The organism is Herbivorax alkaliphila (assembly GCF_030848475.1).
Classification (GTDB): Bacteria; Bacillota; Clostridia; order Acetivibrionales; family Acetivibrionaceae; genus Herbivorax.
On sequence record NZ_JAVDDS010000043.1, the window covers coordinates 19,622 to 31,537 of the forward strand.

17 protein-coding genes are annotated in these 11,916 nt (G+C 31.5%); 1 reads left to right on the plus strand and 16 read right to left on the minus strand.

Going from position 1 to position 11,916, the window contains the following annotated elements; all coding sequences use genetic code 11:
* Nucleotides 1-81: 81 nt before the first annotated feature.
* The 7 genes from RBH29_RS13635 to RBH29_RS13665 all read right to left on the minus strand — a co-directional run bounded on the left by RBH29_RS13635 (nt 82) and on the right by RBH29_RS13665 (nt 5,350).
* Nucleotides 82-615 (minus strand): nitroreductase family protein, encoded by a 534-nt coding sequence (locus RBH29_RS13635; RefSeq protein ID WP_306697476.1) that lies wholly within the window; start codon nt 613-615, stop codon nt 82-84.
* Between the two features lie 17 nt (nt 616-632).
* On the minus strand, nt 633-1,829 hold the full coding sequence (locus RBH29_RS13640) for a cation:proton antiporter (protein WP_306697477.1): 1,197 nt from the start codon (nt 1,827-1,829) through the stop codon (nt 633-635).
* A gap of 94 nt (nt 1,830-1,923) precedes the next feature.
* Nucleotides 1,924-2,697 (minus strand): exodeoxyribonuclease III, encoded by a 774-nt coding sequence (locus RBH29_RS13645; RefSeq protein ID WP_373463335.1) that lies wholly within the window; start codon nt 2,695-2,697, stop codon nt 1,924-1,926.
* Nucleotides 2,694-3,524, minus strand: a complete 831-nt coding sequence (locus RBH29_RS13650) for a mechanosensitive ion channel family protein (protein ID WP_306697478.1) — start codon at nt 3,522-3,524, stop codon at nt 2,694-2,696. Before RBH29_RS13650 ends, RBH29_RS13645 begins: the two co-directional genes overlap by 4 nt.
* Nucleotides 3,525-3,596: 72 nt before the next feature.
* Nucleotides 3,597-3,881, minus strand: coding sequence for a DUF1294 domain-containing protein (locus RBH29_RS13655; RefSeq protein ID WP_306697479.1), 285 nt, complete (start codon nt 3,879-3,881; stop codon nt 3,597-3,599).
* 181 nt (nt 3,882-4,062) lie between these two features.
* Nucleotides 4,063-4,605 carry a phosphodiesterase gene (gene yfcE, locus RBH29_RS13660; protein ID WP_306697480.1) on the minus strand — a complete coding sequence of 181 codons (543 nt, stop codon included), beginning with the start codon at nt 4,603-4,605 and terminating at the stop codon, nt 4,063-4,065.
* A gap of 19 nt (nt 4,606-4,624) precedes the next feature.
* Entirely contained in the window at nt 4,625-5,350 is a 726-nt protein-coding gene (locus tag RBH29_RS13665) for a M48 family metallopeptidase (protein ID WP_306697481.1), read from the minus strand.
* Nucleotides 5,351-5,567: 217 nt separating this feature from the next.
* On the opposite strand from RBH29_RS13665, the gene RBH29_RS13670 reads away from it, so the two are divergent.
* Entirely contained in the window at nt 5,568-5,939 is a 372-nt protein-coding gene (locus RBH29_RS13670; protein WP_306697482.1) for a hypothetical protein, read from the plus strand.
* 204 nt (nt 5,940-6,143) lie between these two features.
* Here the strand turns inward: RBH29_RS13670 and RBH29_RS13675 are convergent, their stop codons facing one another.
* The 9 genes from RBH29_RS13675 to RBH29_RS13715 all read right to left on the minus strand — a co-directional run.
* Nucleotides 6,144-7,835 (minus strand): cellulase family glycosylhydrolase, encoded by a 1,692-nt coding sequence (locus RBH29_RS13675; RefSeq protein ID WP_306697483.1) that lies wholly within the window; start codon nt 7,833-7,835, stop codon nt 6,144-6,146.
* 406 nt (nt 7,836-8,241) lie between these two features.
* Nucleotides 8,242-8,529 carry a hypothetical protein gene (locus RBH29_RS13680; protein WP_306697484.1) on the minus strand — a complete coding sequence of 96 codons (288 nt, stop codon included), beginning with the start codon at nt 8,527-8,529 and terminating at the stop codon, nt 8,242-8,244.
* 34 nt (nt 8,530-8,563) lie between these two features.
* Entirely contained in the window at nt 8,564-8,914 is a 351-nt protein-coding gene (locus tag RBH29_RS13685; RefSeq protein ID WP_306697485.1) for a hypothetical protein, read from the minus strand.
* 201 nt (nt 8,915-9,115) lie between these two features.
* Nucleotides 9,116-9,424 carry a hypothetical protein gene (locus RBH29_RS13690; protein WP_306697486.1) on the minus strand — a complete coding sequence of 103 codons (309 nt, stop codon included), beginning with the start codon at nt 9,422-9,424 and terminating at the stop codon, nt 9,116-9,118.
* Nucleotide 9,425: 1 nt separating this feature from the next.
* Nucleotides 9,426-9,695, minus strand: a complete 270-nt coding sequence (locus tag RBH29_RS13695) for a hypothetical protein (RefSeq protein ID WP_306697487.1) — start codon at nt 9,693-9,695, stop codon at nt 9,426-9,428.
* Nucleotides 9,696-9,944: 249 nt separating this feature from the next.
* Nucleotides 9,945-10,292: a hypothetical protein gene (locus RBH29_RS13700; RefSeq protein ID WP_306697488.1), complete on the minus strand. Its 348-nt coding sequence runs from the start codon at nt 10,290-10,292 to the stop codon at nt 9,945-9,947.
* 6 nt (nt 10,293-10,298) lie between these two features.
* Nucleotides 10,299-10,922, minus strand: coding sequence for a hypothetical protein (locus RBH29_RS13705; protein ID WP_306697489.1), 624 nt, complete (start codon nt 10,920-10,922; stop codon nt 10,299-10,301).
* 165 nt (nt 10,923-11,087) lie between these two features.
* Complete coding sequence (locus tag RBH29_RS13710; protein ID WP_306697490.1) at nt 11,088-11,438, minus strand: hypothetical protein; 351 nt, start codon at nt 11,436-11,438, stop codon at nt 11,088-11,090.
* Nucleotides 11,432-11,916 (minus strand): hypothetical protein (locus RBH29_RS13715; protein WP_306697491.1); only part of this gene is annotated, 485 nt, incomplete at its 5' end. The genes RBH29_RS13715 and RBH29_RS13710, both read right to left, overlap by 7 nt.

An 11,916-nucleotide genomic window follows, 5' to 3' on the forward strand; every position in this document is an offset into this window, starting at 1 on the left:
AGCTTTATTATATCACAAAATATAACTGCAAAAAAGAAAGAGTGAAATTTAGGATGTATGCAGCATACACCCTAAAGCTTATTATTCGTTGGATTCATATTCATTAAAATGTATCTTTTCGTATGCCAGCTCTTTTTCATCATGAGCACTCTTTTTCTCATCTGGATATCCAATTGCTATAATACTTTCAACTACATATTTATCAGGTACATTTAAAATGTCCTTAATGTAATCTCCTGCCTTTATATCATCTTTATAAAATCTTTCTCTTACCTGTACCCAGCAAGATCCCAGTCCCAATGAATGGGCAGATAATTGTATTACAATTGAAGCTATTGAACAGTCCTCTATCCAGACATCACATGCATCTGGATTTGCAATAACTACTATCCCCAAAGGTGCCTCTTTTAAAAATGCAGAACTGTGTTCTCTACACATTGAAAGCTTTTTTAAAACCTCTCTGTCTGTTACAGCTATAAACTCCCAAGGACGCCTTGACCTAGAAGAAGGTGCTAAAAGAGCACTTTTAAGTATTATATCCTCTTTTTCCTTTTCAACATCCCTTTCTTCATACTTTCTTATACTACGTCTTTCTTTTAGTAAATCAAAAAACATTTTATCATCCTCCTGCTTTATAGTAATCTTTTTGCAGTTGCTTTTATTCCAATTGCCCCTAAGGGAGCTGTTACCATTATAGAAAGAACTGCAATTGCAAGTATTATATCCCCTGATGCCACTCCCATTGCTAAAGGAATTGATCCAATTGCAGCCTGAACTGTAGCTTTTGGTGAATATGCTATAATACAAAACATTATTTCTTTTCTATTAAATTTAGAACCTGCCAGTGATATCACAACTCCAAGACTTCTAGCTAATAAACCTGTACATATAATAACCATTCCTAAAAGTCCAGCATTAACTGCAACATAAATATTAATTTCAGCTCCCACCAATACAAATAGAAGTATTTCTGCAAGAACCCATATTTTATTGAATTTTGTTGACATTCTCTTTGCAATTTGGGGCTGTTTTTCCAATATAACAAATCCTATAGCCATTACTCCTAACAAACCAGCAATTTGTATAAAGTATAAACCAGTATCTTGAGCCAATCTTTCTAAAACATTTTCAAGTGCAGTCAAAAGTATAGCTCCGCCTAATACATAAAGTACCTTTTTAGTATCTCTTATTTCATATTTTTTAAATATCCATATCATTAAAAATCCAATAAGTGCTCCAATTCCTATTCCTGAAATAACAGAAAAAGGTATGCTAAGAATCTGCATGCCTATATTTATGCTCTCAGCAACATATAAACCTGTAAAAGTTGAAAAAATAGTAATTGCAAACACATCATCAATTGAAGCACTTGCTAAAATCAATGTAGGAACTCCTTTTTCAGATCCAACCCCTTTTTCAATATAGTTAAGCATTGAAGGAACAATAACCGCTGGCGACACAGCTGCAACAATAAATCCAAGCATTCCAGCTTCAATAAATGTAAAGTTTAAAAGAAAGATAGAAACAAAGGTTATGGTAAAACCCTCCAACAGCACCGGAATACAACTCATTTTCATAGCAGAAGTACCTGTTTTTTTAATCTGTTCCCTGCTAATTCCAAGTCCTGCCCTTATAAGTATAACAATAAGAGCTATTTTTCTCAAATCCCCAGATACATCCAATATATCTTTAGAAATCCAATCAAGTCCATAAGGCCCAATTGCAATCCCTAAAATCAGCATCCCTAAAAGTCCAGGCAATCTCATTTTTGTAAAAAGAGCACCTACCAAAAGTCCCAATACAATTATAATTCCAAGGCTTGTTGCCATAGTGTAATCCCCCCGATTTTTTTAAAAGTCAACTACAAATATCTTAAAAATAACACCCTATCCTCAATGCAAAGTCCCGATGATTTAAAGGACTTTAGTGAGATGTTTTCTTATCCATTACTAAAAGTCCAACAGGACAATGATCAGATCCTAAAATTTCACTGTGTATTTGTGCCTCAATCAATTTATCTTCAAGTCTTTTAGAAACACAAAAATAGTCAATTCTCCACCCTGCATTTCTTGATCTAGAATTAAACATATAAGACCACCAAGTATATGCCCCCTCTTTATCAGGATAAAAATATCTGTATGTATCAATAAATCCAGAATCTAAAAGAGTCTGAAGCTTCTCTCTTTCTTCATCTGTAAAACCAGCATTTTTCCTGTTTGAAGATGGATTTTTAAGGTCAATTTCCCTATGTGCCACATTCAAATCACCACAAACAATTACAGGTTTATCAGCATCTAATTTTTTTAAATACTTTAAAAAATCTTCTTCCCACTTCATCCTGTACTCTAGTCTTACAAGCTCTCTTCCTGAATTAGGCGTATATACAGTTACAACATAATAATCTTCATATTCTAAAGTTATTACTCTTCCTTCATGATCATGTTCATCAACGCCTATTCCGTTTAAGGCCTTAAGGGGTTCTTTTTTTACAAAAACCCCTGTACCTGAATACCCTTTTTTATCTGCATAATTCCAGTATTGCTTATATCCTTCAAGCTCTAAATCTAAAATTCCCTCTTGCAGTTTACTCTCTTGTATACAGAAAATATCTGCATCAACTTCTTTAAAATAGTCTAAAAACCCTTTTTTCAGACAGGCTCTAAGTCCATTTACATTCCAAGAAATTATTTTTATCATTTTTGACCCCCATTTTTATTAAATAGATGTACATCCATTTGTGGAAAAGGTATGTTTATATTATTCTCATCAAACTTTAATTTAACTTCTTCCTGTAAATCATAATAAATGGTCCAATAATCAGCTGTCTGACACCAAACTCTTACAGTAAAAATGATGGCACTATCTCCGTGTTCAAATAATTTTATAAAGGGTTCTGGATCTTCAAAAACTAACGGATGATTGTTTGCAATGCTGTTTAAAATTTCTTTTACCTTTTTAATATCAGCTTCATATCCTACACCAAATTTCAAATCCACACGTCTTGTTTCCTCTGCACTAAAATTAGTCACATTTCCACTAACTAACGCCCCATTTGGAATTACTATAGCTTTATTGTCAGGAGTATTAATTTTAGTATATAGAAGTTGTATTTCCTTTACTGTACCCATATTTCCTGTAGCCTCTATAAAGTCACCAATGTTAAACGGACGAAATATTAAAATAATTACTCCACCTGCTAAATTAGAAAGATTGTCTTTTAATGCAAAAGCAATTGCCAAACCAGCAGCACCTAATACAACTAGAAATGTATCTATAGGTATTCCTAGAACAAGTGCAGCTGTGATAATTACAATAAACTTTAATGTAAAACCAGCTACTGCCTTTATAAAAGAATTTAGTGTCACATCTTTGTTATACTTGTTCATTGATTTATCAATAATCTTCACAATCCATTTAGATACTTTAAAACCAATAATTAATACAAGTATTGCCCCTATTACTCCGGGCAGATTAGCAAATAAAAACTCCTTGAACCTCTCCAAAATTTCTTCAAAATCAAACATTTAAAAATCCTCCTGTGTATTTTTTATAAAGTTATTATTATATATCTTAATTTAAAAATCTTACAAAATAATCTATAAAATCTTATAAAGATAATATATTGATATTAGGTTTAAAACCACAATTACAGGAATACCTATTTTAAAACTTAAGTGTTTTGTTTTATGCCTAAACATTTTCATGCCAGCTAAAACTCCAAAGGCACCTAACAAAAAAGCTGACGTAAAAATGGTTTTTTCCCTTATACGCCACTTTGACTTTTCAGCCCTAGTCTTATCCATCTTCATCATAGCAAAAGTAATAATATTCCACACTCCAATAGCTAAAGCAATCCACAATTTGTAATCAAACTCAAGCAAAAAAACACAGCCCTCCCCATTAAAATTTCTAACTTATTGCTTCACTGTATTTACTTAAAACAATACGCCAATAGACTTTATATTATTCTAAGACTCCATCTGAAGCCTCCATGTTTAGCTTTAGCTAAACGAGTTCACTATCTCAAGTCATCATCTTTTTCAAGTAATAATATGTCCCACTTTAAGTCAATTGAATTTCCTTAAAAGTATTTCCCTCTAAATCTTTTATTTTAAATATATCACTATCTAAAACACCATATGTGTTAGGATTATTTTCTTTTGGCATTGATATAGAACCAGGGTTAATAATACATATATCGCCTGTTTTTTCTGCTTTGGGTATATGGGTATGTCCATAAATAAGAACATCCCCCCTCTTTAGTTTAGGAAGATTTTCCCCATTATATATATGACCATGAGTAATAAACAGCCTTTTGTTATTATATAAAATAGTTGAATGAAGGGATATTGGATAGTCTAAAACCATCTCATCAACCTCACTGTCACAATTTCCTCTAACTGCAACAATTTTATGTGCATATTGATTTAGTAACGCTGAAACCTCCTTAGGATTGTACTCTTTAGGAAGTGGATTCCTTGCTCCATGATATAATTGATCTCCTAAAATTATCATATAGTCAAACTTTTCACTTTCAAAAATTTCTATTGCCTTCTTTGTATAGTAAATAGAACCATGCATGTCTGATATAAAAAAAAGCTTCACTTAAAACTTCCTCCTAAATTTATATTCCAAGTTTGTGTCCATTTTCTTTAAGCCATTTTCGATGTTCAGTATAGTCTGGCATTATAGATGATACAATCTTCCAATAATTCTTTGAATGATTCATTTCTCTCATATGACACAGCTCATGTACAATAACATAATCAAGTACTTCCATAGGAGCCATAACAAGCTTCCAGTTTAAATTAATACTACCCTTACTGCTACAACTTCCCCAACGAGTTTTTTGTTCACGAATTGTTATTTTTTTAGGACTTACCCTTATTATAGATTTATATTTTTCTATTCTTTCTATTGCAATATCCCTAAACCTTTCAACAAGCCACATCTTTATTATGTTTCTAATCTCCCTACTTTTATCTTTAACTATACATCTTTCATTAATATATATAACCATATTGCCATCATTAATAACAACTTTAGGCTTGCTATCTTCTATAACTTCCACAATCTCTAAAAAATATTCTTTCCCCAGATAAGAAATTCTTTCTCCATTTTCAAAAGTTCTCTTAACATTTTTTTCTCTGTATAACTTTTTTAGCTCTTGCTGCTTTTTTAAAATCCATGAAAGTTTATCTTTAATAATCTCATCTATCTGATTTTGTGTAACACCAAAAGGAGCTGAGACTTTTATATTCCCATCCTCACTTAGCTTTATTGCAACAGTTTTTCTATTACTTCGAACAAGTTCATATTGAATTTTTACACCATCTAATGTTACATCCATGCTACTCTCCCCTAAATTTCACACTACACATTTATCTTTAATATAATTTTAATATATCTCCTAAACAATTTTACTACAATTTTATTATTATGTGAAGCACTTTAAATTTTTGTAATGTTCAAAAAAACAAAGAAATATAAATATAGAAATCCATACTTTTTAATGTTATACTTATATCTGAAATACTTGCAACAAAAATATATTGGAGTGATTATTAATGAGTACATACAATAATATAGCCTTGCAACTTAACGGCTACTTTTCAAAACATAATTTTTTTAAAATTCTGCTGCCATTAGATTTGTTTATTGTATATGGCTGCGTCGGTGCTAAAGTTCTAAACATTTTTATTGGTATTGGTTCACTTTTAGGTACACTTATGCACTATGGCTTTTTTTTAGGACTTTTACTTGCTTTTTCAAATTTAAATAACAAGGTTGTCTATAGAGGTCTATTTGTGTATGCAGGAGTAGAAGCATTTTATTTGTTAAAAGCTGCCCTTCCTCCCAATAGCAACTTACATTATCACAATTTAATTCCTGCTCTAATCTTTGGATATATGGGATATGTAATCTTTAAAAATAATTAAACATTGAGCTCTTTAGAAGGCAAAAGTAAAACCTCCTGGCTTTCAGTCTTCATAAGTTAAATCTTTCTCTTTGTTCTAAAATTTTTAAATTATTTAAAGCCATATTATATACTTAATATAATATGGCTTTAATAACTAAACAACAAATTTTCATATCAAAAATCGGGCTTATAATTTCTTGTTCTTTAAGTGTACTTTTTAATATTAATTTAATGGCAATTCAGATATTGTACCAAAAATATACCTTTGCAAAATTACATAGTCACTAGAATCTATAATACCGTCGTTATTTAAATCAGCTGCTTCTTCATTTATAGTAGGTGTTGGAATCTCAAGTAAAATCCTACTTAATAGTGCTGCATCAGTAGAATCAATTTTACCATCTTCATTTAAGTCACCGTATTTTATCGGTTCTTCAGGTTCTGGTGTAGGTTCTTCAGGCGTAGGTGTAGGCGTTGGTTCTTCAGGCTCTGGTGTACTACCTGAACCAGTGCCATAATGCTCTCCTAATGAAATTCCATTGCTGCCTAAAGGTATATTCTGATCTAAACCAATAAATTTACCTTCATCATTTTGCCACAAAACAGGAAGTAAATAATTGTCATATTTATCATCGTTCCACTTAAGATCTCTTCCACCTGGAAACTCACTTCCATGATCACGACAAAGCAAACCACCTGTATCTGCTGAATCAATATTTATACACCAAAACGTATGATGAAGTGAATATTTGTTTTCCTGAATGTATTCTACTATAACTCTTAAATATTTTTTATTTAAATCAAGAAGCTCATGATCACCCTCTGTCATTCCACCCCATTCACCAAGCAATAATGGAGCAATTCCTTCTTCCATAATAAAGCCCCAATTATCTCTCCAGCACTCTTCGTACACTATTTGTTTTGCCCTTTCATCATCTGCAGTAACAAACTCACCTCTAAACCAAGGCTGTTCATATACTATTGGACCATAATCATGTGGTGAGTAAACCAACTTATTTTGGTGTTCCCCAAGATCAATAGGGTATTTTTCTACACCTCTTAAATTTCCACCCCACCAGTTTCCATAATAATCATCGCTTCCAGTCCACGGACATGTATTAAACTCATCCTCATCCCATATATGATCTTTAGGATACATCTCTACACCTTCAATAAATATAAGTGCATTTGGATGTACTTCTAATACTTTTAAAGCTGTTTCCTGGGCTGCTCTTTTCCAGTTTGTTGGTCTGTCAGAATCATCCCATATAGCAGTTTCTGATATTCTTTTCAAATTTCCTGCATTTGTATGAGGCTCATTTTTAAGATCAAAACCTATAATAGTATCATTATCCTTGTACTCATTAGCCATCCATACCCAAGCTTCCTGAAATACTTCTTCGGTTATATCACCTTTAAACCAAAGTGGATATATATGACCTTGATTATCCGTCTCAGCACTATGTACATTTAAAACAACTTTCATTCCTAATCTTTCAATGTTTTCAAGCATAAGATTAAATAGTTCAAAGCTGTTTAGCCCTTCCAAAATTGGATTGTTATAACTCGTATCCACCGATGGTGGATATTCACCTTGACTCCATGAGTACATCAGCTCTGTTGAAATAGGCATTCTTATAACATTAATCCCCTTGTCTGCAACCTTCTCCATAACTGCTATAATGTCACTGTGATAAGAATCTAAAAGCATTCTCTCCTTGCAGTTAAAGCCAAACCAATTAGCACCTGTTAACCACACCTTGTTGCCGTTTTCATCCAAAATATGAGTGCCATCTGTAGTAAACCAGCTATTGCCATCATCAGATGCATCCACAGGCTGTTGTCCTCCCGGCACCAACAATAGAGATGTCGCAAGTAGTGCTGACGCAATAAATACAATAATAAACCTTCTCATTTTTATTTCCTCCCAAAATAAATATTTAAAATTAATAATAAACAAATTAACTTTTTTTACAATCAAACTATTGTTAGGTTGAAATACTGCAAAATAGATAAAAGATAATATCTTTTTTGAACTACGTAGAATAGCGATTTCAATATATATACTACATTTCTTTAAGTTAATAATACCATATTATTTTATCAAATACAATAATTAATCCCTAGTGCTAACGGTGAATATTATACTGTCAGGACACATCAAGCACTTAATTGTCAAACTTCAATTTTTCAGAAAAACCTCCAGAAACTAAGGCAGAAGATGCTAAATTGGTTTCAAAGTTTATTCTTAGAGGACTTTATCACAGCTACAAAAAAGTTGCCTAACAGTTACAGCTTTTTCAATAGCAATTAAATCTCTTTTAAATTTCAATATTATTTTCTAAAGCATAAATGTATTTTTTTATTTTATCATAAGTTATTTCCCTGCCATCTTCATCAATTTCTTCTAGTTCATTCATTACACTTGCAATACAATCACAGTTTTCATCACAATATTCAAACAAGCCAGAAAACCACACTGTATTAACCCAGTCCAGAAGATTTTGTTTTGATATATTGCCTTTTTGGAAACTCTTATCTTTACCGCTGTTTGATATTATATTTCCGTTTAAGTCATAAGTATAAGCAAGAAAGCACGAGAACCGCACCTATGCTTCCATGCTGTAGCATTGAAGTATATAACTATCTTAATCTTAAAAAGTAACTTCCTTGGTAATTATTTTTTACATTCTCATTAGAATCAAATATAAAGGTAATATTATCATTAAAATTTTTAACATAGTTCAAATCATTAAGTGCTCTCAAATCATTAAGTGCTCTCAAAAAAACTTGTTTAATTTTGTCTGAGGTTCCATTGTTTTTGTTTTTTTCTATGTCTAAATTATTTTCATAGAATATATATACTTCGAGTGAAAAATCTAACATTGGTACAAAATGTACTGTAAACAAGTTTATATTATTTTTCTTTGACCAATCCATTAGTATTGTTTTTGCTTTATCTATTAAATTCCACTGTTGATTTTCTTTGTTCACTATTATAATCCTCTCTAATTATATAAACAGAACACCTATTTGTCATGTTTTTAATTTCTTTCAAATTATCACTGAATAAACAGTTATAACTTCTATATATTTATTATAAGAATCTGCTTCTATCGTTACCACTTCAACCCCATTAATGTAGTAAACTTCTTCAAAATCATCAAATTTTAACTTTGGTTCTAATTTCTGGGCTTATTCTAATAACATTCCTACTTTTATTTTCCCTAAAAGAGTACCTTCATATTTTTTAATAGCACATATTCTTTGGAGTTTTCCAGTTATTACATCAAATATCATTATCAAAGCATCTTTCATCTCATATCCAATATGAAAAGGAGAAAATAAGCTTACAGAACAATCCTTTAAGCTTTTTGGATCTATCCAAGAAAAACTACTCACTAATTCTTTATAATCTTTAATATGAGTTAATATCTTTAAATTACCTATTCCCACTCTTGGAACAATTGGAGCAATTAAGTCTATATTTTCTCTTTTTTTCATATTAATCCTCCACCCAATAAAAATTAGCTCTTTCCTCTGCAGATTTCCCTTTATAACTAGCTCTACTACCACCAACTACTTTTATTATTCCTTTATCTGAAGAAATTTTAATATAAGGTAATACATGCCTTCCTCCACCTAGATGTATCTGTATCATATTAATGTTAGAACCTTCTATTCTTATAATTGTTGACCTACCCGGTCCCTTAAAAGATTGTGAAATTGAAACTTTATAACCCTGACTTTTAAATATATTTGCATTTTTCCCCACATTAACTTAGGATTTGATTTAATTTCATCAATTGTAATATTTCCATTAGAACTCTGAGTTCCACCCGCTCCCTTACCTGAACTAATTGCTTTATTAATATATGAACCTAAAAATTTTGAAAGTATAATTTGTGCTGTTTAATTGGTTACTATCTCAAGCGCTTTTGCATACTCGCCTTCATTTATGCTTTTTATTACTTCCTTAGGAAACTTAGTAAGCACTCTTTTGGTGTTTATTGCACAATTCAAACTACTGATTTAACAATGACTTAATCTCATCTGATAATTTTAAAATTTCATCCCAACTTTTATTATTTCTAACAGAACTAACATTCCATAAATCAGTGTTTTGAAGAAACATAAATTTACTCCTTAGCACCGAACTTTTATGAGATATTTCTTCCGTTATTAAGTTTGCTTTTTTAAGCTTTGATAAAGTATCATCATGCAGAAATGAAATTGCACCCACATCAAACTCCTCAAAAATATTATACTCGATATCTTCATCGCTCATTTCCAGCAAATTTGTTCCGCATTTTTGTAACGTATCTACATAAAATTCCATAAGTTTTTCCACTGATATACCCATTTTTATCACACACCTCTATTCTACATTTATTACCCTTGCCTTATCACCAGATATTGGAACGTAATCACTTCCTACAATTTTTATTTTTCCTGTAGCCCCACTTGAATAACCATAATATGAGCCAACATGCACACCTCCACCTGGGTGATAGAAAATAGATTGATCGCCTTTAGTAAACTTCCAACCAGTTTTGCTTGAACCATAAGCACCCTCAGTCCAACCATCTCCAAGAATTTTTGAAACATCAGATTTTGACTTTCCATATAAATTTTTAGGATTACTTATAATGTCATCAACTGAACTTAGGTCTTTACCCGTTCCCTCACCTGAAGTACTTGCTTTATGAATATATGGACCTAAAATTTTTGAAAGTAAAATTTGTGCTGTTAAGTGGGTTACTAACTCAAGTGCTGTTGCGTAATCACCCTCTTCTATATTTTTTAGTACATTTTCACCAGCATATGACAGCATCACTATTACAACTGCCTTTGCTAAGTATGGAAATTTTAAAGCTACAAGTGTAATGGCAAAAGACATACACATTACAAATCCTGCTGTTTTTATTCCCTTACCTATTGAGCCCCAAAAATCTCCTGTATCTGCATAGTTAAAACCGAATCTTATTAAACCTGCTACCACACCTCTTACTATTGCTGATATAGCTACTGCTTTAACCTCAGCCAGTGTAATTGCTACATAACCACTTGGATCGTAATAAGTTATGGGGTTTGAGTTTGCGTAAAGGTATTTGTTTAGCGTTACATAAGCTTCCCTTGGAAGCTTATTATAATTATTTTTAGGTAATTATATAATTTTAAATTCAAAAGATTTACAAGTAAAAGAAAACATTTCATTTTCATCTTCTTTTACTCTATATTTAATTCCTTCTAATTGTTGATTTGACCTATCTGTAATATTAATGAATGTCTTACACAATCCATCTAATTCACTAGCTTTAAAATCTCTTACACCAAAAAATATTAAAAGTAATTGTTCTTCTCCTTCGTAAAACGGATACCCACAAAGAATAATTTTTAAAGAATACGCCGAACTACCATTATCATTAATTTCTCTACTTAGTTCAATTGATTTTAAATATCCATACTGTTTTTGTTTTTGATAAAACTTAGAAATTAAATTATTAGATTTCACCATGGTAAAAACTCTCCTTCTATATGACTTCCTGACTCAAATGGGGTTTTTCCTGGTCCCCATTCATATATATGATAGTGTGTGTTTGGTATTCCAGCCGCTTTATTACCAGCATTATAATCAGTTCTCGCTATCAACCTCCCATATTTATCATAATAGGCTTTCCACGGTTGTACTCTACCTAAGTCATCAACGTACTGCCCCTTTAAAAATTTTGTTCCCGCAGTAACTTGTTTTGGTGCTTTTTTAGATAAGTACGAACCTATTTCATTCACATTCCCACTCGTTCCCTTACCTGAACTAATTGTTTTATTAATATATGGACCTGAAAATTTTGAAAGTATAATTTGTGCTGTTAAGTGGGTTACTATCTCAAGTGCTGTTGCATACTCGCCCTCTTCTATACTTCTTATTATATTTTCACCTGCATACGCCAATATCAGTATTACAGCTGCCTTTGCTATAAATGGAAATTTTAAAA

What these genes read in the sequence shown, in the direction of transcription:
- RBH29_RS13635 (WP_306697476.1), bottom strand. Translation starts at nt 615, where the DNA reads ATGTTTTTTGATTTACTAAAAGAAAGACGTAGTATAAGAAAGTATGAA.
- RBH29_RS13640 (WP_306697477.1), bottom strand. Translation starts at nt 1,829, where the DNA reads ATGGCAACAAGCCTTGGAATTATAATTGTATTGGGACTTTTGGTAGGT.
- RBH29_RS13645 (WP_373463335.1), bottom strand. Translation starts at nt 2,697, where the DNA reads ATGATAAAAATAATTTCTTGGAATGTAAATGGACTTAGAGCCTGTCTG.
- RBH29_RS13650 (WP_306697478.1), bottom strand. Translation starts at nt 3,524, where the DNA reads ATGTTTGATTTTGAAGAAATTTTGGAGAGGTTCAAGGAGTTTTTATTT.
- RBH29_RS13665 (WP_306697481.1), bottom strand. Translation starts at nt 5,350, where the DNA reads ATGGATGTAACATTAGATGGTGTAAAAATTCAATATGAACTTGTTCGA.
- RBH29_RS13670 (WP_306697482.1), top strand. Translation starts at nt 5,568, where the DNA reads ATGAGTACATACAATAATATAGCCTTGCAACTTAACGGCTACTTTTCA.
- RBH29_RS13675 (WP_306697483.1), bottom strand. Translation starts at nt 7,835, where the DNA reads ATGAGAAGGTTTATTATTGTATTTATTGCGTCAGCACTACTTGCGACA.
- RBH29_RS13690 (WP_306697486.1), bottom strand. Translation starts at nt 9,424, where the DNA reads ATGAAAAAAAGAGAAAATATAGACTTAATTGCTCCAATTGTTCCAAGA.
- RBH29_RS13710 (WP_306697490.1), bottom strand. Translation starts at nt 11,438, where the DNA reads ATGGTGAAATCTAATAATTTAATTTCTAAGTTTTATCAAAAACAAAAA.